Raw genomic sequence first — 24,354 nt, 5'->3', positions numbered from 1 at the left:
TATGGATATTATTTATCATGGACACTCTTGTATTCAATTGATCGCGGGGGATAAATCGCTTATTATCGATCCCTTTCTGAGAGGCAATCCGCTTGCCACTACGAAAGCGGAGGAGATAAAGACGGATGCCGTACTCCTCACTCATGCTCATATGGACCATATTTTAGATGCGGATCAGATTGCATTAAGCAATGATGCTCCTGTTGTGGCGAACCCGGAGCTCGCGGCTTATATGTCATGGAAAGGTGTAAAAACGATCGGCATGAACATTGGCGGAACGTTAGATTTGGGATTTGCCAAAGCTAAAATGGTACAAGCGTTCCATTCTTCAGGGATCGTTGTCGAAGAGGATAAAACCATTTTGTACGGCGGCATGCCTGCCGGTTACATTGTAAATATGGAACAACTAAATGTTCTTCATGCAGGGGATACCGCATTATTTGGCGATATGAAAATGATTGGTGACCGTCATCCGATCGATATCGCTTTTATTCCGATTGGCGATCATTATACGATGGGGATAGATGATGCGCTGCAAGCGGCAATATGGTATAACGCGAAGCTGGTTGTGCCTGTTCATTACAATACTTTTCCTGCCATTCGCCAAGAGGCTGAAAGCTTCGTGCAGCAGCTGCAAGAAAGAGGGATTAACGGAAAAGTTCTGAAACCAGGCGAAAAAATAACGGTATGACTAGGCATGTAATTTACATTGTCACATGTGTTTTTATAATCGTAATGTCAGTCTGTTTACTTTGGTACGCGCTATGGGATGCGAGTCAGCCCAAAACTGGACCTGTTGGCAACGGCGTTCATATGCCTACTTTCCGAGACTTATGGCCGATATACAGTATGATGGCAATGGGTGTTTTGAATTTGCCTGTGGCCATTATGAGTTATTTGGAATATAAGAAGACACAAGTAAAAGATGATGTAATGAAATAAGGCGTTTGAGAGTAAAAAGGATTGACAGCGATTTCACGTTTTGTGTATGATGTACCTGTTAACGCGTGTTCATAATGATCAAAACAACATAGAAATAAGTCCTATTTAAGAAATAGGATTTATTTTTTAGCATACATAAACACGCGTTCACAAAAGAGGTGCCGTGATACATGTGAATGCAGATTTTTGAATTTATACTTATATAAGGCGGTAGATATGAGATGGAAGCTGCACAAGAATCCAAAAATAATGAAAAGCGCACATTAGTCAGCATGCTTGAAAAGATCGATGTGAAAACTGGCGAACGCAAGGTTTTGGCTGAATTTAATCATTTAATTGAAGCGCCAAATTGGACCAAAGATGGCAACCATCTTATTTATAACAGCGGTGGTCTGCTCTACACCTTTGAGCTAGCAACTGGGGAAAGCAAGCTGATCGAGTCGGGGTATGCCAATCATTGCAACAATGATCATGTTTTGTCACCTGACAATACACAGTTAGCGGTAAGCCATCACACGCAGGAGGATGGAAAATCACGAATTTATATATTTTCATTATCTGAAGGTTTGCCTGCCCTAATTACACCGTTAGCACCAAGCTATTTGCACGGCTGGTCTCCTGACGGCGCCTCGCTCGCTTACTGTGCAGAAAGGAATGGTCAGTACAACATTTATACGATACCGGCTTACGGCGGGATTGAAGCACAGCTGACCGATACGCCAGGTCTGGATGATGGACCGGAATTTTCGCCGGACGGCCTACATATTTGGTTCAATTCGACTAGAACTGGCTTGATGCAAGTATGGCGCATGAACGTTGATGGAAGCGAGCAGACTCAAATGACATTTGATGAGAGCAATAATTGGTTTCCACATGTTTCTCCAGATGGAGAATCTGTTGCTTATATTACTTACCGCAAGGGTGATGTTGAGCCGAACGATCATCCTGCCAATAAAGATGTTGAAATTCGTCTAATGCCAAGCAAAGGCGGACCACATGCTGTCATTGCTGAATTATTTGGCGGTCAGGGCACAATCAATGTGAACTCTTGGTCTCCGGATAGCAGCGAGCTCGCTTTTGTTAGCTATAAATTTATATAATTATTTTTGTTTGAAGGAGAGTTATTCATGGTTAACGTAAATGGGAAATGGGCGCTAATTACTGGCGCGAGCAGAGGTGTAGGTTATCAGACGGCAATTTTTATGGCCAAACAAGGCTGTAATTTGATTTTGCATAGTCGAAATATTGAACATACAAAAGTGGTGGAACAAGAGGTAAAGGCACTTGGTGTAGAAGCGTATTGCGTCCAAGCGGAGCTGGCTAATCATGAAGAAGTAGTTGCTATGCTTAATGAAATCGAAGCTAAGGATACTCCTGTAGATATCGTTTTTAACAATGCTGCAGTTCAAATCGCCTACCGTACCAATTACTGGGAAACACCCATTAAAGATTTTGAGATGAGCTTCCGTATTAACTTCATTTCAATAGCAACGATCTGTCACCGCTTAATTCCCAAGATGATTGAACGTGGATTCGGACGTGTCATTAATACGACAAGCGGTATTAAAAATGAGCCGGAGCAGGCAGGATATGCTGCAAGTAAAGCCGCTCTTGATAAATTTACGAAGGATTTGGCTTCCAGACTGGAAGGAACCAACGTCATGATTAATATAACAGATCCAGGCTGGTGCAGAACGGACCTGGGAGGCCCTCATGCACCTAGTTCAGTAGACACTGTTATTCCTGGTATTGCAGTTGGTGCCTTTGTAGATGATAAGAAAAGTGGTAGATTCTTTCATGCGCAAAATTTTGTAGGAATGACATTAGAAGATGCAGTTGCAAAAGCTGAACAAATGGCAGCGAATCCATACATCATTTAGAACGAATATATGCTAATAGTAGCATGACAATATTCCTGCTCTTCTCACTAACCGTGAAGGAGCGGGATTTTTGTTGTGAAATATTTTTTTTCGACTTCTTACTTCGACAACGTTTTATTATGCATGAAGCTATACTAAACAGGTGCTATTTTATTGACAGCGGAGGGTTGCTCATGACTAATTCGAATTTCAGAAAGCGGATAGTTTGGTTCATTAACAGTGAGAGCGAACGAGTGTTAAGTAATTTGAAGAGCGGGGCAGTTAATAAAGAGAATGCTTTAGGAAGCTTTAACACGCTGTATCAGATCGCTTCATCAACAAGAGATACGGATACGATGGTAAGCTTGTGCGAAATGATCGACAAGGTAAGAGAATCGAATCATCGATCTGGATTATTTCATTTTACTGAGATGCGCAAAGGATCTTTTTATTGACTCTATATCGTTTTCATAGGCGATTTCAAAGAAAAGAGACCGATTTCGGTCTTTTTTTGTTGATTCAAATATTTCCTGCGGGGTAAGTATTGTTTAAGAATAATCATACAACGAAGATGAAGGGAGCACTAAGCATGAATAAACCTACAAAAAAGCTTAATAAATTGCTTTTGATAACGATGATGAGTATCGTTGTTGTTTTCACCGCTTCCGCTTGCAATAATGATAAGGATGTTAATAACAATGGCAACAGCAACGTGATTGAAGACGACGCCAATAACACCCCTGATTCGACGGATGATGCCATAACAAACGATGATGTTACAACACCTTAAATGCGCCATTTCTATGTAAAAATGAACAAAGGGGCTGTCTCAAAAGTCATTTTGCGATTTTTTGAGCACTACTTAGAACTTACTTTCATCGAGAAAAAGGACCTCAAGCTCCACTATCGGTTCGCGCACATTACAATCATACGACGATCATCGCTGATGCTGGATATGGTCAGTCTGAGTTATTATGCGCTACAAGCAGCAAGCAAGGGAAATAGCGAGGAAGGATATTCGCTGTCGGTAAGACGAATGATTGAACCCGAAAGTATTTTAGGGCAGATAAAGAATAACCAAGGATTCCGGCGTTTCTGCTTCGCAGCTTACCTAAGGTAAGTCTGGAGGTCGGGTGGCTTTCGCTTGCCCATAATCCTATGAAGCAAGCATAGACCAGAATAGAAAAATAGCAGTACAGGAATAGCTCTCCTGTACTGCTACCAATACCCCCGTTCAAAGCGAGCTATTCCTCAGCGAGCTTGATGCTTATGGGACAGCCCCTTTGCTTTTCAACTATTTTTTTGAATTTTTCTTTTTTGCTCTCGAAATATAGGATCTCTCGCTTTTATTGCGTTTATGCGAACGGTTTGATCTGTTTTCTTGTTCGCCACATACTTGATTTTCATCAACATAGCAGTATTGATAAAGGTGTTTTTCACAAGGAACACAGTGATGACGTGTAACAACGTTTACTTGATGAACTACCTCTACGATTTGTGGATGGAAAACATCTCTGGTAACCGTTACTGGAGGATCATATACCCGGACTGTCGGACAAAATGGTCTGCAAGACAATATTGTCAGCTCCTTTCCTAGTAGTCTTCTATACAATATGAAACTCCCTTATACAATGCTTGTGCAGCTGCCTTGCGAGACAAATGAGGATTGAGAAGCGCTAGGTTAATGCAATGGTTCAATCAATTATAACTAGAGATTGGACTTCTGATTGAAGTCTGATAATATGGGAGCAAGGCCTCTACTCTTAGAGGCCTATATTTTTATAAGGAGGAAGCAGCAAATGATGCGAATCATCGTCGAAACCTTGCCGCTGCGCAATACGTCTTTAGGGGGTGAAGTATACTATGAACCATAGTCTTCCCTTAGATACCCTTAGAGATCAGCTAAGGCTTCAGCTCGTAGTTTTGGGTGAAGAGAAGCAAGCTTTTCTTGATGCACACGCGCCTAAACAGGAGTCAGAGCGAAAGCAAATCTATCAATTTATTACCGAATATGTACAGTTTGTTGAGAAAGAGCTGAAATCATCGGATGAGCGTTTGCCATCAACCGTATTTATAGGCTGCGAGGTTACCATTTCTTATTTGGATGACGCTACCTCAGATACGTTCAAAATTGTTTATCCGCATGATGCAGATCCGGAGCAGAACAACATTTCGTTCCTATCTCCTGTCGGAAGACAGCTGCTGATGAGCCGCATAGAAGATATTATATCGGTTGAGACGCCAGCTGGAGCTATGCGAATGCGAATGCTTCATATTCAATAGAACCAGAAAAAAACCGCTGAAGCTATAGCTTCGGCGGTTTTTTAGTATGTTTTCTATCATTCTGAGAGGCAGAATTAACCTCTGTTAGTTTGAAGTCTGATCACGTTCCAAGATGCTTTGCCGAGCATCGCTTTAACGTTTCCATTATCAGCTCTGGCAGTGCCGCGGTTATGAGGTACGACGTTGCTTGGGTTCGTTTTCGTATTATTGGCTTTCAAATCATCATGCTCCAAAACAATATGCTCGATAATGCTCACATCGCCGAAGCTGCGCACATCTACATCAAGCTCAAGCCCTTCAGACAAATGACGATTGACGGCGAAAATAGTAATTTCGCCTAGCTCCTCATTAAAAACGCTGATTGCTTCTAAATAAGGAACGTCAGTGAAATCCTTGGAATCGTATTTCGGTGATGAAATAATCGGATGAAGCACGGTTCCTCTTCCATAAACGGAAGCGTGAAGATAAGGATAATAGGTCGTTTGCAGCCATAATGGCCCGCCGGTCTCTGTCATAATTGGGGCGATGACATTAATCAGTTGAGCGATACATGCCATTTTTACGCGGTCCGCATGTTTGAGCAGTGTAATTAGGAAGCAGCCTACAGCCAGTGCATCCTCTAGTGTATACACATCCTCGAATTCAGGTGGAGCAACTTGCCAAAGCTCTTCTGCTCGGCTTGAGCCGATCGAGTTCCATACATTCCACTCATCAAGCGAGAGCATCAGCTTTTTCTTGCTCCGTTTCTTTGCCTTCATATAGTCGCAAATGGCTGTTACGCTGTAAATGAACTGATCCATATCAAGCGATTTTGCCAAGAAGTTGGAGGAATCGTTTTCGTTATTGTTGTAATACGTATGAAGCGATAGGAAGTCTACTTGATCATAGGTAAGGTCAAGCACGGTTGCTTCCCACTCCGCGAAAGTGCTCATGCCGCTGGAAGAGCTGCCACAAGCAACAAGCTCGATAGATGGATCGACCCAGCGCATTGCTTTGGCCGTTTCATTCGCAAGTCTTCCATATTCCACAGCAGTTTTTGCTCCGATTTGCCAAGGTCCGTCCATCTCATTCCCTAAGCACCATGTTTTAAATTTATGAGGCTCTTTATAGCCATGCGAAATGCGAAGATCGCTGTAGTAAGACCCTGATGGATGGTTACAATATTCAACAAGGTTTCTAGCCGCATCAATGCCGCGTGTTCCAAGATTTACAGCCATCATCACTTCTGAGCCGACAAGCTTCGCCCAATCTGCAAATTCGTTTGTTCCTACTTCATTCGTTTCTGTTGTCCACCATGCAAGATCAAGAAGACGTTTGCGCTCGGATTTAGGCCCGACACCATCCTCCCAATTATAGCCGGATACAAAATTTCCTCCTGGATAACGTATAATTGGCACATTCAAAGAGCGAATGGCCTCCAACGCATCGCTGCGGAAGCCATTTTCATCTGCGGTAGGATGGCCGGGCTCGTAAATTCCGCCATATACCGCTCTGCCTAAGTGCTCAATGAATGATCCATAGAGCCGTGGGTCGACTGCGGAAAGTGTGAAGTTTTTATCAATATGCATGGTGGATTTCATAGACATGAATTATATTCCTCCTAATTGAATTAATATATTAACTAATTCATATTTGTTGATTTAATATTTAATATTTATCATAATAAATAAATACATTCAATACTATTGTTGCGAATTGCTTTAGGATTAACTAAATTACTAATTGTAAAAGCGGGTGAGTTTCAGATGTATTTATCAACCGATGCAGCGTCGCTGCGAGTATACGAAGCGCTTGCGAGCGAAGTGCGCTTGCAAATTATTGATTTGCTGAACAACAAAGAGATGCATATAAAGGAGCTTGCTGCAGAGCTGTATTTGAGCAGCGCAATTGTAAGCACCCATGTCAACAAGCTGCAAAATGCCGGCCTCGTTAGTTATAGAATGCGCAGAATAAATGGAGGCACTTATAAATATTGCTCCTTGTCGACGGAGTATCTCCAAGTTAAACTGTCTAAATATGCAGAGAGTTCTAGAAAATATAAGGAAGTGTCCATGCCGGTTGGACATTATACAGATATTGAAGCTGCTCCGACCTGCGGCATAGCATCCAAGGAGAAGATGATTGGGCATTATGACATGCCCACTTATTTTATGGATCCTGAGCGTGTTCAAGCAGGGATTTTATGGTTCACTAGAGGTTTTGTTGAATACAAAATTCCTAATTATTTATTTAAGGATCAGGTCGTACAGGAAATTGAAATATCATTTGAAATTGGATCAGAGGCACCCTATGTCAATGAGAATTGGCCGTCAGATATTCAATTTGCTCTGAATGAGCAAAAGCTTGGCATGTGGACGAGTCCTGGCGACTTCGGCCGGATGAGAGGCCGTTATTCACCAGATTGGTGGCATTCTGACGTTAATCAGTATGGCCTATTAAAGGTGCTTCGAATAAATAAAAAAGGTTCCTTTATCGATGGTCAGCAAATTTCTGATATGACAATTGATGATGTATCATGGAATCGTTCGCAGTGGACATTCCGCATAAGTGCGGATGATACATCGCAGGGCCGCGGCGGTCTCACCCTTTATGGAAAAGGATTCGGGAATTATGACCAAGATATTGTTATTCGCAGCTATTATGAATGATTGCCTTCTTATTTGACAGAAAAAAATGACGGGGATGACGGAGGTTTACGAATGGAAATTTCATGTCGTGTTGTTATTGTAGATGACGAACTATTAGTCAGGCAGGGAATTAAGCATCTGTTGAATTGGGAGCAGGAGGGCTTCCAGATAGTAGGAGAGGCATCCAATGGAAAAGAGGCACTTGAGCTGATCGAGCGCGTCGAGCCTCATATTGTGATCACTGATATCGTTATGCCTGTTATGGGCGGAGAAGAGTTAACTCGTGCAATAAAGGCAAGATATCCAGAGATTGAAGTCATCATATTGAGCAGTTATGGCGAGTTTGATTATGTGAGATCGACCTTTCAAAGCGGCGTAGTCGACTATATTTTAAAACCTAAGCTTGAAGCTATTCAGCTATTAGACACGGTGAAACGAACGGCGCAAAAAATTCCGTCTCTGAAGCTAGTGGAATCAACTAACGAGGCTTTATCCGTTAAACATATTGTAGAGAAGCTAATATCCGGTTACGAAATCGATGTGGATGACCACGTCCTTGCAGAAGCATTTCCGCATAACAGCTATCGGCTGATTGGGGCAGATTTGAAGTCTCTAAACAGCATGAGCAGGGAAAGATATGATGATTCCTATTGGCTCGACAAAATGAAAGCGGTGCTCAGCAGCGAATGTCCGCAGGCGGTTTATTTTGCACTGCCGGTAGAACCTAATTTGGCAGCACTACTCGTCAATATGGATCAAAGCGAGCAGCATAGCTTGGTAAGAGCAGGCAGAGAGCTTGCTGCTTGGACGGGAGAGCGGCTGAATGAGATTGGTTGGACGATCGGTGAGACATTTGATGATTTGAGACAGCTTGGTTCGAACTACAAGAACAGTTTTCTGAAATTAAACTCTTACCGTTACTTTCTTCCGTCCACCAATCGTTTGATCGTACATGGCGAACTTCCAAAAACCTCGGATGAAATTGATGTTTTCAACATGAATCAATTTACTGAGCTTTTGAACAGACGGCAGTTCGATGAAGCGTTTGGCGAACTGCTCCATTATGTGAATAGCCGTTCAAGCCAATATAAAACCGATGTTTTCGAGTTTAAATCCTTCTTAGGAAATGTCATTTTCAATATAACGATTTTATTGGGCCGCCTTGACCCAGCGATGAAAAAACTAGATGAAACGAAGTACGCCTATTTCAAATCCATTGGTGAATCTTCTCATGTTAACGAGGCAGCTGCGCTCTTACAGTCATTTATTAACGAAGTGAATGACGTGGTTCAGGTGAGAGGCGCAGCAAGCAGCAATCCGAATATGACACTGCTGCTGCAATTTATTCGGGAGAACTATGCTGAGCCGCTTAGTCTGACAGAGATCGCCAAGCATTTTCATTTTAATCCATCGTATTTGTCTAGTTATTTCACAGCGCATAACAAAGAAGGTTTTAGTGAATATTTGAATAAAATCAGAGTGGAGAAAGCGGCTGAGCTGCTGCAGCAAGACGCAGCGTCCATTTCTGAGATTAGCGGCATGGTTGGTTATTCAGATCACAGTTATTTCACGAAAGTATTTAAGAAGCTGACGGGTCTGTCGCCTAGTCATTATAGAAAACAATACATGGGCAAGAAGAGGGATTAGGTTATGAGAGTTTTTTTGGACAAATTTAAATATCACGGCCTATTTATAAAAATGTTTACGGTTACGCTTGTCAGCATCATTGCCGTGTCGCTGCTTACCTCTACCGTCATGATACAAATGTCAGAAAAGCTGTTCATGAATACCTTCAGCATTACAAATTCCAAAATCATCAGTCAAATTAAAGCGAACTTTGAATCCTTCAACTATTCGATCGTAACCGCCTCCAATAATGTGCTGCAAAATGGTTCGATAAAAGGTTTCCTCACAAAGCCGGACAAAAACGCTATTTCGTCGGTTAGCAGTTATTATGAGGCCAGTATGCAAATGAAACGGATTCAGTCCAATGTCGCTGCGTACCCCGTTACCATTACGATCACAGGGATTAATGGCAAAAGCCATTCGACAGACAGCTATTATTGGCCAAATTCCTTGGAGAAGCTTAGAAATAGCCGCTTAACCGAGAATACGCTAGTCGCGCCAAAGCGATTAATCTATCAGTTGGATCTTGAGAACATGGCTGATACGTCAGCAGAAGATCCGATCATTGTTGCATCAAGGGCACTTATGGAAAAAACGAGCGCGAAAAAATACGGCATTGTTTATTTTGCAATAAAGGAAAGTGAATTTAAACGGTTTTATTCAAGCTTCACAAGCAGAGGCAACGATGTTGTTATTTTGGATCGATCTGGTTTGGTCGTTTCGAGCAATCGTCATGAGCTTATAGGAAAACAAGAAGATGCTCTGCTCGGTTACGCCAAAGAAATTGACGAGCAAAAATTAGATTTTAAAGATGTAAGCGTGTTGGGGAAAAGCAACTTGGTGCTGTCTCAATATCTCCCTGTTTATGATTTTTACCTCGTTAATTTAATCGACAAGCAAGCAGTGCTCAGCGAGATGGTTGATTTTAAGACTGTCGCGCTTATTTGCATTGCCATTGTTTTCAGTGCACTTATTATCGTATTTCTTATTTCTAGAAGATTGACGAAATCGTTGACGATGCTGGCTAGACAAATGTCGGTTATTACTGCCAATCACTTCGATAATTATATTAACGTCACAGGCAGTTATGAGATTAAGCAGCTCGGAAATGCTTACAACTATATGTTGGATGAACTAAATGATTATATTAAGCAGCTGATTCAAACGCAGAAGGATCAGCGCAATGCAGAGCTTTCAGCGCTGCAAATGCAAATTAATCCTCATTTTCTTTATAACACGTTAGCATCCGTCAAAATATTAGTGCAGCAGGGCAACAAGGAAAAAGCAGCAGCCACGATCAATTCACTTATTTCATTATTGCAAAATACAGTAAGCAACATCAGCGAGACAATCAGCGTAGCGCAAGAGCTCGTTAATTTAAAACATTACGTTTTCATTAACCATGTTCGTTACGGAGAGCAAATTGTCGTTAATTATTTTGTTTCGAATGATTGTTATGGGTATCATTTGCCGAAGCTCATCATCCAGCCATTTATTGAAAATGCCTTTTTTCACGCCTTCCAAGAGCGAAATGACGGTCATATTTATGTGCTTTTCTCGCGCGAGGATAATGCATTAGTGATTGAAGTCGTCGACAATGGGGTTGGCATGAAGGATTATGACCATGAAAATCAGGACAACAGCTCGAGCAGCGGCAGCCATTTTTTCTCTGGAATTGGCATTCGAAACGTTCAAGATCGGATCGTATTGCTCTACGGAGAGGAATTTGGCGTTGAAATTGTGAGTGATATCGGTGAGGGAACACGAGTGAAAATTAGGCTTCCGCTCAAATCCTCCTAAAAAAAATACCAATAAACAAAATAAATCACAATTACATAATAACGATTGGAAAGGTAACAATAGAATGACAAAAGCACACAAATATATTGCTAACGGGTCAATTTATCGAGTTGATATAATTAAAATCGTTAGCCGGCAAACGCTTTCAAATAAGTATTCAAGGGGTTGAATGAATTGAAAAAACTACTTGCAATTATGTTGGCCAGCTTCGTACTGCTGACCGCATGTTCTAGTAAAGAAAACAATGTTCCTAACAATGGCGGTACACCTGCTGAGGGGACGAAGGAAATTACAGTATGGGCGTGGGATAAAGCTTTTAACATCGGTGCTATGGAGCGCGCAAGCGAAGCCTACAAAGCAAAAAATCCGGATTCCACTTTAAAAGTCAACATCGTTGAAAATGCGCAAGCGGATATTATTCAAAAATTGAATGCTGGTTTGAACGCAGGTACAACAAAAAGCTTGCCAACCATCGTATTGATTGAAGATTACCGTGCACAAAGCTTCTTGCAAGCTTACCCAGAAGCATTTTTCGAATTAACAGATTTCATTAAGCCAGGCGACTTTGCCGATTACAAAATCGGGCCAACAAGCCTAGATGGCAAGCAATACGGCGTACCATTTGATACGGGCGCTGCTGGCTTGTACGTAAGAAAAGATTACTTAGAAGAAGCCGGCTATAAGCTAGCTGACCTTCAAGATATTGACTGGAAGAAGTTTATCGAGATCGGTAAAGCAGTGAAAGCCAAAACAGGCAAAGCACTTCTTACACAAGATCCGAATGACCTTGGACTCATTCGCATGATGATCCAATCTGCTGGCTCATGGTACTTGAAGGAAGACGGCACTACACCTAATTTAGCAGGCAACGAAGCGCTTAAAGAAGCTTTTGAAACATACAAAGAAATTATGAACGCTGACATTGTGAAGGTTATTTCTGACTGGAGCCAATTTGTTGGTGGATTCAATAGCGGTGATGTAGCAACGATCCCTACCGGCAACTGGATTACAGCTTCCGTTAAGGCTGAAGCATCACAATCCGGCAAATGGGCAGTCGTGCCATTCCCTAAACTAACGAACAACCCGAATTCCGTAAATGCTTCTAACCTTGGCGGCAGCTCATGGTATGTCATGAACGTTGACGGCAAAGAAGCAGCGGCAGAATTCTTGAAACAAACTTTTGGTTCGGATGTAGATCTTTATCAGAAGCTTGTAACAGAGATTGGCGCAATCGGTACTCTTAAAGCAGCAGCTGCTGGCGATGCGTACAAGCAAGCGGATGAATTTTTCGGCGGACAAAAGGTCATTGAAGATTTCGCTAAATGGACAGAAAAAATTCCAAAAGTGAACTACGGCATGCACACGTACGCGATTGAAGACATTCTCGTTGTAGAAATGCAAAATTTCTTAGGCGGCAAAACAATCGATAAAGTACTAAGCGATGCTCAAGCACAAGCAGAAACGCAAGTTAAATAAATCAGAGCATACGGCAAGTGAATAAAACCTGGGGCTTCTCCTACTCCTGATTCGCATGTTCGGCTTCCGGCAGCAGGAGCTGGAGGAGTCTAAAGGTTTTATTTTTTCCGTAAAGAAAGGGGTTAGGCTAACGTGAAAGCAGCGAGGCCTGGCGTGAGTATTCGCACGAGAGCCAACTTAACTGGATGGATGTTCGTTATACTAGCCGTCATTATGATTGCGGCGTTCTATTTCTATCCGATGATTCAAGCGCTCATTTTATCGTTTAAATCCGGTAAAGGTATGAATCTATCATTTACAGGATTTGATAACTACGTTCGGCTATTCAGCGATAAAACGTTTTTGACTGCCGTTAAAAACACATTTATTTATTTGATTATTCAAGTACCCGTCATGATTGTTTTGGCTATGTTTATTTCTGTATTGCTAAATGACAGCAAGCTGAAATTTAAAGGTTTTTTCCGTACGGCAATATTTTTACCGGCCGTTACCTCACTCGTTGCTTATTCCGTTATTTTTAAATACTTGTTTGCTACAGACGGATTGGTCAATAAAATGCTGACTAATCTCCATTTGGTCTCGACACCGATTCAATGGATCACGGACCCTTTCTGGGCGAAAATAACAGTTATCATTGCAATCACATGGCGCTGGACTGGCTACAATATGATTTTCTACTTGTCCGCGCTTCAAAATATTGATCACTCGATTTATGAGGCAGCAAAAATTGATGGCGCCTCCTCTACGAGACAGTTTTTTGGCATTACGGTGCCATTGCTTAAACCGATCATATTGTTTACATCCATTACTTCAACGATCGGAACCTTGCAGCTGTTTGATGAAGTTGTCAATATTACGAAGGGTGGACCAGGTAATGCGTCGATGTCCATTTCGCAATATATTTACAATTTGTCATTCAAGTATTCGTCCGATTTCGGCTATGCTGCAACCGTGTCGTATTCCATCGTCATCATGATCATCATATTGGCATTTGTACAGTTTAAAGCGGCAGGTGATAAAAATGGATAAATTAAAACGCATCTTTGTTTATATTTTTCTAAGTGTCGCTGCGTTCGTGTCCATCTTTCCATTTCTTTGGATGATTATCAGCGCTACGAATAAGTCGGCTGACGTAACGAAGGGAAGATTGCTTCCCGGCAGCCAGCTGTTTGAAAATTTAAGTCAGTTATTTGAGACGGTAGATATTGTTCCAGCATTGTTGAACTCGGCAAAAATATCGGTCACAACAACCATATTGGCCATGGTTATTGCCTCACTCGCTGGTTATGGCTTTGAGATTTATAAGAGCAAAGCAAAGGATGTTGTATTTAACATCCTGCTGTTATCCATGATGATTCCTTTTGCGGCTATCATGGTGCCGTTGTATCAAATGTTTGCAGGCATATCGCAAGCTGTACCCTTTCTCGGCATAGACACGTTGTCTGGTGTAGTTCTTCCGACCTTTACCACAGCGTTTCTTATTTTCTTCTTCCGTCAGAACACGAAGATGTTTCCGCGGGAGCTGCTGGAGGCGGGCCGAATTGATGGGCTTAACGAAATCAGTCTTTTCTTCCGTATCTTCATGCCTACAATGAAAACGACCTATGCAGCGGCAGGAATTATTACGTTCATGTCGAGCTGGAACAACTACTTATGGCCGCTCATTGTATTGCAATCGCCGGAGAAGAAAACAATTCCGATGCTCATATCCAATCTAGGATCGAGCTATTCACCGGATTACGGCATTATTATGACAGCGATCGTTATATCCACGATTCCAACTGCGCTAGTGTTTTTCCTAATGCAGAAGCATTTCGTAGCAGGAATGACGGGTTCAGTAAAATAAGCATAATCAGAGTCAGGCGGGCTGCTTGTTTCACCGCAGCCCGCCTGACTTTTAAATCCATTTAAGGGGAAAATAAAATGAATGAAATGAAACCGACGATAAATTGGCTTACCGATTTAAGCGTATTTGCTGTGAACCGGCTGCCAGCACATTCTGATCATCGCTATTACGAATCAATAGAGGAAGCAGCCGCTGATGGCCAAATGGCACTTCGCTATGATCTAAACGGAAGCTGGAAATTCAGCTATGCCGTGAAACCGGAGGATCGTCCAGAGCGATTCTACCAATTGGATTATGTTTGCGATAGCTGGGGAGATATTAACGTGCCGGGACATATCCAAATGCAGGGTTACGGCAAACCGCAATATGTAAACACGATGTATCCTTGGGACGGCCATCATGATATTCGTCCGCCAGCTATTCCGGAGGATCATAACCCTGTCGGCAGCTACGTTAAATATTTTCAGGTACCAGCTAATATGCAGCAAAAACCAGTCTACATTTCGTTTCAAGGTGTGGAGTCAGCGTTTTATGTATGGTTGAATGGTAAATTTGTTGGATACAGCGAGGACAGCTTTACGCCAGCGGAGTTTGATTTATCGCCTTATTTGGTAGATGGCGAAAACAAGCTTGCGGTTGAAGTTTATCAGCGCAGTACAGGCAGCTGGCTGGAAGATCAGGACTTCTGGCGTTTCTCAGGCATTTTCCGTGATGTTTATTTGTATTCCGTTCCAAGTATCCACGTCCGTGACCTATTTGTACATGCAGATTTAAATGATGACTATACTACTGGCAGTATTCAAGCCGATATGAAACTCGAAGGGCAGCAGCCATCGAGAATAAGGATGGAACTAAAGGATGCAGACGGTTTATCTGTTGCGACGGTTTCCTCTGATTCGGTCGAAGGTTCATCCTTAACCCTTTCATTGGATGCAGGTGTAGTGATCCCTTGGAGTGCAGAAAAACCTTATTTGTATATGCTTTATATTACGGCTTATGATCAAGCAGGCCATCTCATTGAAGCGATTCCTCAAAGGGTTGGCTTCCGCAAATTTGAAATGATCAATAAAATCATGCATCTAAACGGCAAGCGTATCGTATTTAAGGGCGTTAACCGCCATGAATTCAATAGCCGCAAGGGAAGAGCGATTTCGAAGGATGATATGCTTTGGGATATTGCAACGCTTAAGCGCAACAATCTGAATGCGGTGAGAACCTCTCATTATCCGAATCAATCGTTATGGTATGAGCTATGTGATATTTATGGCGTCTATGTCATCGATGAGATGAATTTGGAGACGCATGGCTCGTGGCAGAAAATGGGCGCGGTTGAGCCTTCGTGGAACATCCCGGAAAACAAGCCGGAATGGCAGCCTATCGTGATGGACCGTGCGATTTCCATGGTTGAACGCGATAAGAACCATCCGTCTATTCTCATTTGGTCAGTGGGCAATGAAGCTTATGCTGGCGAGGTGCTCTTGAACGTATCGAATTACTTCCGCGAGACGGACCCTAGCCGTTTAGTTCATTATGAAGGTGTATTCCATAACCGCAAATATAATGACACAAGCGATATGGAGAGCCGGATGTATGCTAAGCCCGCTGATATCGAAGAGTATTTGAACGATGACCCGCAAAAGCCATATATTAGCTGTGAATATATGCATGCTATGGGCAATTCAGTAGGCGGCATGCATAAATACACGGAGCTTGAACAAAAGTATCCGATGTATCAAGGCGGCTTCATTTGGGACTATATTGACCAGGTAATCGTGAAGAAGGACCGCTATGGTAAAGAGTTTCTTGCTTACGGCGGAGACTTCGATGATCGCGCGACGGATTATAACTTCTGTACGAATGGTATTGTTTATGCGGATCGTAAGGAATCGCCGAAGATGCAGGAAGTAAAATTTCTTTATCAGAACTTGAAGCTTATTCCTGATCGCCATGGCGTGACGATTAAGAATGAGAATCTGTTCGAGGGTACGGATGCATATGATTTAGTTGTTTGCCTCCATCTTGACGGGAAAGAAATATTCCGCAGTACATTATCCGTTGATGTGGCTGCACAAAGCGAATCATATGTGAAGCTTGAGCTTCCTGAGGCAGCGGAGCAAGGGGAATATGTACTGCATGCTGCGCTTACATTGAAAGAAGATCATTTATGGGCACAAGCTGGCTATGAGATTTCCTTCGGACAATTTGTGTTTTTAGTGGAAAATCGTGCGGAGGCCATGCTGCCGGAAGGCTCGCTTAGAGTTGTCGAAGGTGATGTTAACATTGGCATGCATGGCCGCGATTTCAGCATCATGTTCTCGAAGCAGGCAGGCACGCTCACATCGGTCAATTATGCGGGCAGAGAGATGATTGCTATCCCGCCGGCGCCATTATTCTGGCGTGCAACTACGGATAACGATAAAGGCTTCTCGCTCGGCTTCGATTCCGGCGTATGGTTTGCGGCAAGCCTGACACGCAAATGTACTCAAGTTGAACTTACCGAGCAGTCTGGAAGTGCAACCGTTACCTTCAAGTACAAGCTGAGCATTAGCTCGGAAGTGCTTGTCACCGTAGCGTACACCGTGTTCGCAGACGGCAGCTTGAACGTCAAATCCCGCTACACAGGAGCGGCAGGGCTGCCGAAGCTGCCAATATTCGCATTATCATTCAAGGTTCCCGCAGATTATAGCCATTTGGATTGGTATGCCATGGGGCCGGAAGAGAACTACATTGACCGGGCATTTGGCGCTAAGCTTTGTGAGTTCAGCAACAATGCCGCAGAAAATGTATCCGGTTATGTCGTACCGCAAGAATCAGGTAATCGCACGGGCGTTCGCCGTGTAAATATTACGAATGATTATGGTCGCGGCATTCGAATTTCAGCGCCTGCAGCGCAGCCGGTAGAATGCAATATTTCACCTTATACAGCATTTGAGCTTGAAAGTGCCAGCCATCACTACGAGCTGCCCAACGTGCATTATACGGTAGTTACCGTAGCCGGCAGACAAATGGGTGTTGGCGGTGACGACAGCTGGGGTGCGCCAGTCCATGACGAATATCTCATTCCAGCAAATCAAGAGATGGCGTTTGAATTCAATATTCACCGCGTATAAGTTATGTTTATGAACAAGATTATGTAAAATGAAGTGAGGCTGTCCCCAATGTAGATTATTCTACTTCAGGGGCAGCCTCTATTTATTTTTCCTGCCGGTACTTGGAAGGACTGCAGCCTTCACTCCCTTTGAATGCGCGGCTGAAAGCATGAATGTTCGAATAGCCGAGCTGCTCAGCGATATCCTGCATCGGCAAATAAGTAAACTGAATCATCATTTTAGCTTTTTCTATACGGATCTGCTGATGATATTGAATCGGTGTTTTCTGAAACATGTTTTTGAACAAATGAATCAAATGGAATTTGCTTATATGGAATCGCTCAGACAGCTCATCCAGCTTGATGCAGCGGTGCACATTATGCTCAATGTATGAACGAATATCCGTAAGCAGGCCCAGCTGTCCATCACTTTTTGTTTTGCTGCCCCAATATTGCTCCCTCATGATGAGGGACAAAATCGCCAGCAAACAGCCTTTGATACGGATCTCATAAAAGGGAGGTTTCGTTTCGAATTCGCGAATCAATTCGAAGAGCGATTGTTCCAAAGGAAAGGGATCTCCAAGGCGAAAATGAGCAGGCATAAGAAACGGTGATGCGGATAGCTCATTATTACGAAACCAGTCCTTCTCCTTCGTATTCATCTGATGGAGCGGTTTAAAGGAAACGCCAACATCTTGGCTGTCAGGCTGAACATACAGATCAAAATGAACATGGGGCTGGCGAACTCTCGTTCCGCCAATATTTTGAATAGCGTGTCTTTGCCCGGGCTTAAAGAAGAAGCAGTCTCCAGCCTTTCCGTGATAGACAACATCCTCCACGGTTACGAGCATTTGACCCTCCATGAGGTATAGCAGCTCATAATCCCAAATAACCCGCTCATCCATCTTCCACGTAGGCTCCAGCACACTGTCCATAGCCACCCGAATATAGGGGGACAGTTTATCGACCTGCATATCGATCACCTCAGCAATTTATGATAAACAACTTAACAATAAAAGGTAAGGGATAATCATATCTATCATTATATAATAGGCTCGATAATAAACAATAATTGATACATGAGGTGATGGACTATGCTGCAGCAGCACGGACTAGGATTTGGCTTATCCTCCGCTCCGCTCGTCACGAATGCGCGTACACGATCCATTTCAGCAGAAAATGTGAATGGTGAGAAGGGGCAGGGCGGTAAAGAAGCGAGCAACTTGGGCATTGGAAGAAAAGGCAGGCCTGCCATAACACTGGGTCAAGGTGAAGAAGTGACGCTTGCCCATATTCAAGGGACGGGAGTAATCCAACATTTCTGGATTACTGTCGCGGACAAAACGGGCAGAGGGCATGCGGCACAATACGTGCTTCGTGATCTTATTCTGCGCATGTACTGGGATGATGAGACGAGCCCATCGGTGGACGTTCCGCTCGGTGATTTTTTCTGCAATGGCTTCGGTATGCGAGCAAGCGTTCATTCACTTCCGATTGCTGTCGTCCCGACGGGCGGCATGAACTGTTATATTCCAATGCCGTTCCGGAAATCGGCGAAAATCACGATTGTAAATCAGCATGCCGCTAACATTGATGGTTTTTTCTATACGTTTAATTATTCGCTCGTCGATGAGCTGCCAGAGAATGCAGCGTACTTTCACGCGCAGTGGCGCCGTGAGAAGGTCACAGTAATAGGCAAAGACTATACGATTCTGGATAATGTCAAAGGTGCAGGACAATATATTGGCACATACCTAGCTTGGGCAGCACTTGAGCGGAACTGGTGGGGAGAAGGCGAGATCAAATTTTATATGGATGGCGATCAAGATTGGCCAACGATTTGTGGAACGGGCACGGAGGACTATGTGGGAGGCGCATGGTGTTTCAGCAATACGCGGACAAACGAACCCGAATCGTATTCCACGGCGTATTTGGGCTATAAGTTTTACAAGGAAACGACGGAGGTCGACCCGTGGTATGGTCATAATGTACCCATGCACGGCATGTACCGCTGGCATCTGCCCGATCCGATTCGATTTGAAAATGATCTGCGTGTGACAATTCAGCAAATCGGTCACGACCATACGAAGCTGTTCGATCGCTCCGACGACATCTCATCCGTAGCCTATTGGTATCAGATGGAGCCGCATGCCCCATTTCCTCAGATGCCCCCGGCTAATGAGCGATGGCCGAGGTAAGCATAAGGCAGTGAATACATTCGTGATAACAATAGAATAGAAGTCCATGATATGATAGGGAGAACGTCGTATTTTACAAAAGAAAGGAGTTATTCGAATATGTACGAGCATCTCGTATCATTTAAGTTTAAAGAGAAGCTTTCTAGCACCAAAGAACAAGAGCTGCTGAGCGCTCTTTATTCCTTGCAAACAGAAGTTCCAGGCATCATTGAATTGACTGCAGGCTGTAATGCAACGACAGAAACGGATAATATTCAAGGTTACACACTGGGCTTGCGAGTTACCTTTAAGGATCAGCAGTCTTTGCTCGACTACGGTCCGCATCCTGCACATCAGCATTTTGTAGGTTTGCTGGACGGGCTGCTTGATAACGTAATCGTTGTTGATTATCCAATCTTGAATAAACCGATCAACTAGATGTCGAATCTGAAGCAGGCAGGGTGAACATATGGCTGAAAAGGAAGAGCTGGTTCGGTTTGGCGTGTCCTTTCCGGCACCGCTGATTGATCAATTTGATCGATATACAGACGAACTTGGCTATCATAATCGATCGGAGGCCATTCGTGATTTGGTTAGGCGAGCCTTGCTTGAGCCAACCCGAATGAACGGTCAGGAGCATGTTGCAGGTACGATTGTTCTCGTATATGATCACCATGTCAGTGATTTACCCATTGTTCTGATGGAGGTGCAGCATCGCTTTCATCACGATATTATTTCCAACATGCATGTCCACTTAAACCATGATCAATGCTTGGAGGTCATCGTCGTGAGAGGACAGCTGTCGCGCCTGCGGTCGCTGCATCAGAAGATTCAAGCACAGAAGGGCGTCATTTATGCCGAGCTCTCCGTTACTTATGCGGACAAACATGATTCTGCCAAAGAGCATACTCATACTTGAGATCGGAAGCTGTTATATTTGAATTTTTCAATAGGATTGTACAATTAAGAGGATTTCTAACATATCGACGCTGTCGATGTTAGGTCCTCTTTTTTTTCTGGCGTTTTTTGAGCGAATTTTGAAGAAAAAGGATGAAACTCTATCAAAGTCGTGTTACAATATCACATAATCGTGTTACTTAATGTAACGCAACAGGAGGGATTGGGTTGAAAACTATCGTTTCAGCTATCACTTATGCAATCATTGTTATATTCATCATCACAGGATGCAGCAGTGTGAAGCCGGCAGACACCGCTGCCAAAACAGATGAGCTAATTGTTGCGGTAGGATCAGAGCCGGACACCGGTTTTGATCCGATTAAAGGCTGGGGACGATACGGCTCTCCGCTATTCCAGAGTACACTGCTTAAACGAGATGATGATCTGAATATTGTGAAGGATTTGGCTGCTGACTATCACGTAAGCGAGGATGGCAAGTCGTGGACGGTCAAGCTGCGGGAGGATGTCGTATTCTCCGACGGAAAGCCGTTAACTTCTGAGGATGTGAAGTTTACATTCGATACAGCTGCCAGCAATGGAGCTGCGATTGATCTAACTAATTTAGCAAACGTAGAAGCAGGAAATAACGAAGTTGTGTTTCATTTAAAGAAACCGCAATCGACATTTGTTTATTATCTTATAACGACAGGTATTGTACCTAAACATGCTTATTCGAGCAGTTATGCGGAAAACCCGATCGGCTCAGGTCCGTTTATATTCGTACAATGGGATCGCGGACAGCAGCTAATCGTAAAGGCAAACGCGAACTATTACGGAGACAAGCCGTATTTTCAGAAGCTGACTTTCTTATTTTTAAATGAAGACGGCGCATTCGCGGCAGCAAAGGCTGGAAGCGTTGATCTTGCTTATATACCGTCCACGTTTAGCAAACAAAAGGTTGCTGGCATGCGGATTGAAGCAGTAAAAACAGTAGATAACCGCGGAATCGCATTCCCCTATGTCAAAGCTGGCGGCAAAACGGAAAAAGGTTATCCCATTGGAAATGATGTAACCGCAGATAAAACAATACGCCTGGCTATCAATACGGTAATCGATCGTCAGCAGCTGGTCGATGGCATTTTGGACGGACATGGCTCACCTGCCTTTACAGCGAATGATGGTCTTCCATGGTGGAATGACGAGACGAAGATCAAGGATAATGATGCTGCTGCAGCTGCAAAAATATTAGCGGATGGAGGCTGGGTGGACAACGATGGTGATGGTATCGTCGAAAAAGGGACGTTAAAAGCACAGCTTACACTGCTGTATCCTTCAGGTGACGTTACACGGCAATCGTTAGCGCTGGCTGCGGCAGAAATGGTGAAAGCTGCCGGCATTCACATTTTGGTTGAAGGTAAAAGCTGGGACGAGCTTGAGAAGCTGATGCATTCGAATGCTATGCTGCTAGGCTGGGGAAGTCATGACCCGCTCGAAATGTACAATCTATACAGCAGCACATTCAGTGGCGTTGACTATTACAATACGGGTTATTACAGCAACCAGACCGTGGATCAACTGTTTGAACAAGCGTTGGACGCACGCACGGAGGAAGAAGCACTGGCCTATTGGAAAAAAGCGCAATGGGATGGACAAACGGGACTGAGTGCAAAAGGCGATGCTCCATGGGCATGGCTCGTAAATATTGATCATTTGTTTCTCGTGAAGGACAAGCTTAATATCGGAAAGCAGCGAATTCAGCCGCATGGTCACGGATGGCCTGTAACGGACAATATTGAGAGCTGGCGCTGGGAAGAGTAACGGGCGGGAGAGGTTGTCAACATGCTACAGGGAGTTGCAGTATTTGTAGGGAAAAAGTTTATCCGATTAATTGCGCTGCTTGCATCGGTCAGCATCATTACTTTTGCGCTCGTTGCTTTATCGCCTATTGATCCCGTGCAATCGTATATCGGAGCAGATGTCATGCGTGTCGGCGCAGAGCAAAGGGAGCAGATTGCTGCTTATTGGGGACTTGACCGACCATTCGCTGAACGATTTATAAAATGGGCGTCTGCTCTGCTGCAAGGAGATATGGGCACCTCAATGATATACAGAGAGGCTGTAACGAAGGTGATTGCGGATCGTTTCTTGCACTCGGTACTGCTCATGGCGTTCGCATGGACGCTGTCAGGCATTATTGGATTTGCCGCTGGCGTGGCCGCAGCGATAAAGAAGGATTCATGGTTGGATCGGTTGATCAAAAGCTATTGTTATACACTAGCTTCGACGCCTGCCTTTTGGATCGGCCTGCTGCTTATGATGGTATTTGCTGTATGGCTCGGCTGGCTGCCAGTAGGGCTCGGTGTTCCTGCTGGGGTATTGGCAGGGAGCGTAACGGCTGCCGATTATATTCGTCATATGATTTTGCCAGGTATTACTCTGAGTGTCGTGGGCATCGCACCGATTGCACTCCATACACGCCAGAAGCTGATTGATGTGATGGAAAGCGATTATTATTTGTTTGCCAGAGCTCGAGGCGAATATGGTGTGAGTTTGTTTCTTAGACATGGTCTTCGCAACATTGCATTGCCTGCGATTACGCTGCAGTTTGCTTCATTTGGCGAATTGTTCGGGGGAGCCGTTCTTGCAGAGCAGGTGTTTTCTTATCCGGGACTCGGTCAAGCGATGGTAGAAGCGGGTCTTCGCGGTGATGTGCCGCTGCTAATGGGACTTGTCTTATGCAGTACAATCTTTGTATTCACAGGCAATGCGATAGCTGATTATTTTTACCGTATGGTTGATCCAAGGCTGAGGTACGGGAAGGAGGCGCAAGGATGAATCAGCTGACAATTCTACAGAAACCAGCTGCTCGGAAGCGTTCAAACGAACGGCGACGAATGCTTATATCGGCAATAGGAGCAGCGCTTCTGCTTGTAAGCATCGGCATAGGCAGCTGGCTTCTTGATTCATCGGGACTTTCAGTTCAGCTGAATAATCGGAACTTGCCTCCCTCGCTAGCTCATTTGTTCGGAACCGATTGGCTGGGGAGGGATATGCTTTCCCGCACTGTGAAGGGACTGGCACTTAGCATTCAAGTTGGGCTGCTCGGTTCGATTTCCAGCGTACTTATTGCAGCGATGATGGGATTGATGGCGGCAACGCTTGGGAAGACGGCTGATCGCATTATTTCCTGGCTTATTGATATTTTTCTAAGCGTACCTCATCTCGTATTGCTTATATTGATTGCTTTTGTTTGCGGGGGCGGCCTTAAAGGGGTAGCCATCGGCATCATGCTGTCGCATTGGCCAAGCCTTGCTCGAGTGATTCGTGCGGAGGCGATGCAGCTCATGTCAGCGGAATATGTGCTAGTTGCGAGGAAGCTCGGAAGATCACGTTTGTCCGTTGCTGCAAGGCACTTAGCACCGCATTTATTTCCGCAATTGTTGGTTGGTTTTCTGCTGTTGTTCCCACATGCTGTGCTGCATGAAGCGGCGATAACCTTCCTAGGCCTTGGCATGTCACCGCATCAGCCCGCAATAGGAATTATACTTTCTGAATCCATGCGTTACTTATCGACAGGAATGTGGTGGCTTGCGGTATTTCCGGGACTCGGATTGCTGCTGACTGTACGCGCGTTTGATAAGCTGGGCAACCATTTGCGGCTGCTCATTGACCCGCGGAATGCTCAGCTATGACGCTAATGGAAGGCGATATTGTTCAATATGGAGGGAGGTTC

Annotated in this window: 22 protein-coding genes and 1 pseudogene; 21 read left to right on the top strand and 2 right to left on the bottom strand. The window is 44.0% G+C overall.

The genetic code is table 11. The features are described 5' to 3' along the window. Position 1: 1 nt before the first annotated feature. From BK120_RS24475 to BK120_RS24435, 8 genes and pseudogenes are all read left to right on the top strand, one after another. Positions 2-691: a metal-dependent hydrolase gene (locus BK120_RS24475; protein WP_076270121.1), complete on the top strand. Its 690-nt coding sequence runs from the start codon at positions 2-4 to the stop codon at positions 689-691. Next, a complete protein-coding gene (locus BK120_RS24470; RefSeq protein WP_076270120.1) occupies positions 688-942 on the top strand; it encodes a hypothetical protein in 255 nt (84 codons plus the stop codon). Before BK120_RS24475 ends, BK120_RS24470 begins: the two co-directional genes overlap by 4 nt. Positions 943-1,163: 221 nt before the next feature. After that, positions 1,164-2,042 (top strand): TolB family protein, encoded by an 879-nt coding sequence (locus BK120_RS24465; protein ID WP_076270119.1) that lies wholly within the window; start codon positions 1,164-1,166, stop codon positions 2,040-2,042. Positions 2,043-2,069: 27 nt separating this feature from the next. Beyond that, positions 2,070-2,822 (top strand): SDR family NAD(P)-dependent oxidoreductase, encoded by a 753-nt coding sequence (locus BK120_RS24460; RefSeq protein WP_076270118.1) that lies wholly within the window; start codon positions 2,070-2,072, stop codon positions 2,820-2,822. A 173-nt stretch (positions 2,823-2,995) separates the two neighbouring features. After that, positions 2,996-3,256: a hypothetical protein gene (locus tag BK120_RS24455; protein WP_076270117.1), complete on the top strand. Its 261-nt coding sequence runs from the start codon at positions 2,996-2,998 to the stop codon at positions 3,254-3,256. Between the two features lie 134 nt (positions 3,257-3,390). Beyond that, a complete protein-coding gene (locus BK120_RS24450; RefSeq protein WP_076270116.1) occupies positions 3,391-3,591 on the top strand; it encodes a hypothetical protein in 201 nt (66 codons plus the stop codon). A 210-nt stretch (positions 3,592-3,801) separates the two neighbouring features. Next, positions 3,802-3,974: pseudogene (locus BK120_RS36525) on the top strand (transposase); the annotation flags it as partial. A 690-nt stretch (positions 3,975-4,664) separates the two neighbouring features. Then, the gene (locus BK120_RS24435; RefSeq protein WP_076270114.1) at positions 4,665-5,084 is read left to right on the top strand and encodes a GreA/GreB family elongation factor; all 420 of its coding nucleotides are present in this window, start codon (positions 4,665-4,667) and stop codon (positions 5,082-5,084) included. Positions 5,085-5,158: 74 nt separating this feature from the next. Here the strand turns inward: BK120_RS24435 and arfA are convergent, their stop codons facing one another. Beyond that, positions 5,159-6,670 carry an arabinosylfuranosidase ArfA gene (arfA, locus tag BK120_RS24430; protein ID WP_076270113.1) on the bottom strand — a complete coding sequence of 504 codons (1,512 nt, stop codon included), beginning with the start codon at positions 6,668-6,670 and terminating at the stop codon, positions 5,159-5,161. 159 nt (positions 6,671-6,829) lie between these two features. Between arfA and BK120_RS24425 the strand changes: the two genes are divergently transcribed. From BK120_RS24425 to lacZ, 7 genes are all read left to right on the top strand, one after another. Beyond that, positions 6,830-7,732 (top strand): ArsR/SmtB family transcription factor, encoded by a 903-nt coding sequence (locus BK120_RS24425; protein WP_076270112.1) that lies wholly within the window; start codon positions 6,830-6,832, stop codon positions 7,730-7,732. Between the two features lie 51 nt (positions 7,733-7,783). Continuing rightward, positions 7,784-9,358 (top strand): response regulator transcription factor, encoded by a 1,575-nt coding sequence (locus BK120_RS24420; protein WP_076270111.1) that lies wholly within the window; start codon positions 7,784-7,786, stop codon positions 9,356-9,358. A gap of 3 nt (positions 9,359-9,361) precedes the next feature. Beyond that, positions 9,362-11,137, top strand: coding sequence for a sensor histidine kinase (locus BK120_RS24415; protein ID WP_076270110.1), 1,776 nt, complete (start codon positions 9,362-9,364; stop codon positions 11,135-11,137). Positions 11,138-11,311: 174 nt separating this feature from the next. Continuing rightward, positions 11,312-12,613 carry an ABC transporter substrate-binding protein gene (locus BK120_RS24410; protein ID WP_076270109.1) on the top strand — a complete coding sequence of 434 codons (1,302 nt, stop codon included), beginning with the start codon at positions 11,312-11,314 and terminating at the stop codon, positions 12,611-12,613. A 189-nt stretch (positions 12,614-12,802) separates the two neighbouring features. Continuing rightward, complete coding sequence (locus BK120_RS24405) at positions 12,803-13,642, top strand: carbohydrate ABC transporter permease (protein WP_372239025.1); 840 nt, start codon at positions 12,803-12,805, stop codon at positions 13,640-13,642. Then, positions 13,635-14,459, top strand: coding sequence for a carbohydrate ABC transporter permease (locus BK120_RS24400; protein ID WP_076270107.1), 825 nt, complete (start codon positions 13,635-13,637; stop codon positions 14,457-14,459). The genes BK120_RS24405 and BK120_RS24400 overlap by 8 nt, the downstream gene beginning before the upstream one ends. Before the next feature lie 77 nt (positions 14,460-14,536). Beyond that, complete coding sequence (lacZ, locus tag BK120_RS24395; protein WP_076270106.1) at positions 14,537-17,569, top strand: beta-galactosidase, LacZ type; 3,033 nt, start codon at positions 14,537-14,539, stop codon at positions 17,567-17,569. 82 nt (positions 17,570-17,651) lie between these two features. Here the strand turns inward: lacZ and BK120_RS24390 are convergent, their stop codons facing one another. Next, positions 17,652-18,521, bottom strand: a complete 870-nt coding sequence (locus BK120_RS24390) for a helix-turn-helix transcriptional regulator (RefSeq protein WP_076270105.1) — start codon at positions 18,519-18,521, stop codon at positions 17,652-17,654. 120 nt (positions 18,522-18,641) lie between these two features. Between BK120_RS24390 and BK120_RS24385 the strand changes: the two genes are divergently transcribed. From BK120_RS24385 to BK120_RS24360, 6 genes are all read left to right on the top strand, one after another. Next, entirely contained in the window at positions 18,642-19,745 is a 1,104-nt protein-coding gene (locus BK120_RS24385; protein WP_076270104.1) for a glycoside hydrolase family 172 protein, read from the top strand. A gap of 99 nt (positions 19,746-19,844) precedes the next feature. After that, complete coding sequence (locus BK120_RS24380; protein ID WP_083682390.1) at positions 19,845-20,162, top strand: Dabb family protein; 318 nt, start codon at positions 19,845-19,847, stop codon at positions 20,160-20,162. A 31-nt stretch (positions 20,163-20,193) separates the two neighbouring features. Further along, positions 20,194-20,643: a nickel-responsive transcriptional regulator NikR gene (nikR, locus tag BK120_RS24375; RefSeq protein ID WP_076270102.1), complete on the top strand. Its 450-nt coding sequence runs from the start codon at positions 20,194-20,196 to the stop codon at positions 20,641-20,643. 206 nt (positions 20,644-20,849) lie between these two features. After that, positions 20,850-22,439: an ABC transporter substrate-binding protein gene (locus tag BK120_RS24370; RefSeq protein WP_372239024.1), complete on the top strand. Its 1,590-nt coding sequence runs from the start codon at positions 20,850-20,852 to the stop codon at positions 22,437-22,439. Positions 22,440-22,460: 21 nt separating this feature from the next. Further along, the gene (locus tag BK120_RS24365; RefSeq protein WP_076270101.1) at positions 22,461-23,456 is read left to right on the top strand and encodes an ABC transporter permease; all 996 of its coding nucleotides are present in this window, start codon (positions 22,461-22,463) and stop codon (positions 23,454-23,456) included. Next, positions 23,453-24,313, top strand: a complete 861-nt coding sequence (locus BK120_RS24360; RefSeq protein ID WP_076270100.1) for an ABC transporter permease — start codon at positions 23,453-23,455, stop codon at positions 24,311-24,313. Before BK120_RS24365 ends, BK120_RS24360 begins: the two co-directional genes overlap by 4 nt. Positions 24,314-24,354 lie beyond the last annotated feature (41 nt).

The sequence above is a fragment of the Paenibacillus sp. FSL A5-0031 genome (genome assembly GCF_001956295.1).
GTDB lineage: Bacteria > Bacillota > Bacilli > Paenibacillales > Paenibacillaceae > Pristimantibacillus.
Note: the sequence above shows the minus strand (reverse complement) of the source record. Positions and strands in the feature narration are given on the sequence as shown.

Bases quoted from the DNA above. Each gene is read 5' to 3' on its own strand.
- BK120_RS24435 (WP_076270114.1), top strand. From the start codon at position 4,665: ATGAACCATAGTCTTCCCTTAGATACCCTTAGAGATCAGCTAAGGCTT.
- BK120_RS24380 (WP_083682390.1), top strand. From the start codon at position 19,845: ATGTACGAGCATCTCGTATCATTTAAGTTTAAAGAGAAGCTTTCTAGC.
- BK120_RS24455 (WP_076270117.1), top strand. From the start codon at position 2,996: ATGACTAATTCGAATTTCAGAAAGCGGATAGTTTGGTTCATTAACAGT.
- BK120_RS24470 (WP_076270120.1), top strand. From the start codon at position 688: ATGACTAGGCATGTAATTTACATTGTCACATGTGTTTTTATAATCGTA.
- BK120_RS24450 (WP_076270116.1), top strand. From the start codon at position 3,391: ATGAATAAACCTACAAAAAAGCTTAATAAATTGCTTTTGATAACGATG.
- BK120_RS24415 (WP_076270110.1), top strand. From the start codon at position 9,362: ATGAGAGTTTTTTTGGACAAATTTAAATATCACGGCCTATTTATAAAA.
- BK120_RS24420 (WP_076270111.1), top strand. From the start codon at position 7,784: ATGGAAATTTCATGTCGTGTTGTTATTGTAGATGACGAACTATTAGTC.
- arfA (WP_076270113.1), bottom strand. From the start codon at position 6,670: ATGTCTATGAAATCCACCATGCATATTGATAAAAACTTCACACTTTCC.
- nikR (WP_076270102.1), top strand. From the start codon at position 20,194: ATGGCTGAAAAGGAAGAGCTGGTTCGGTTTGGCGTGTCCTTTCCGGCA.
- BK120_RS24385 (WP_076270104.1), top strand. From the start codon at position 18,642: ATGCTGCAGCAGCACGGACTAGGATTTGGCTTATCCTCCGCTCCGCTC.
- BK120_RS24365 (WP_076270101.1), top strand. From the start codon at position 22,461: ATGCTACAGGGAGTTGCAGTATTTGTAGGGAAAAAGTTTATCCGATTA.
- BK120_RS24400 (WP_076270107.1), top strand. From the start codon at position 13,635: ATGGATAAATTAAAACGCATCTTTGTTTATATTTTTCTAAGTGTCGCT.
- BK120_RS24425 (WP_076270112.1), top strand. From the start codon at position 6,830: ATGTATTTATCAACCGATGCAGCGTCGCTGCGAGTATACGAAGCGCTT.
- BK120_RS24465 (WP_076270119.1), top strand. From the start codon at position 1,164: ATGGAAGCTGCACAAGAATCCAAAAATAATGAAAAGCGCACATTAGTC.
- BK120_RS24405 (WP_372239025.1), top strand. From the start codon at position 12,803: ATGTTCGTTATACTAGCCGTCATTATGATTGCGGCGTTCTATTTCTAT.
- BK120_RS24390 (WP_076270105.1), bottom strand. From the start codon at position 18,521: ATGCAGGTCGATAAACTGTCCCCCTATATTCGGGTGGCTATGGACAGT.
- BK120_RS24360 (WP_076270100.1), top strand. From the start codon at position 23,453: ATGAATCAGCTGACAATTCTACAGAAACCAGCTGCTCGGAAGCGTTCA.
- BK120_RS24460 (WP_076270118.1), top strand. From the start codon at position 2,070: ATGGTTAACGTAAATGGGAAATGGGCGCTAATTACTGGCGCGAGCAGA.
- BK120_RS24475 (WP_076270121.1), top strand. From the start codon at position 2: ATGGATATTATTTATCATGGACACTCTTGTATTCAATTGATCGCGGGG.
- lacZ (WP_076270106.1), top strand. From the start codon at position 14,537: ATGAATGAAATGAAACCGACGATAAATTGGCTTACCGATTTAAGCGTA.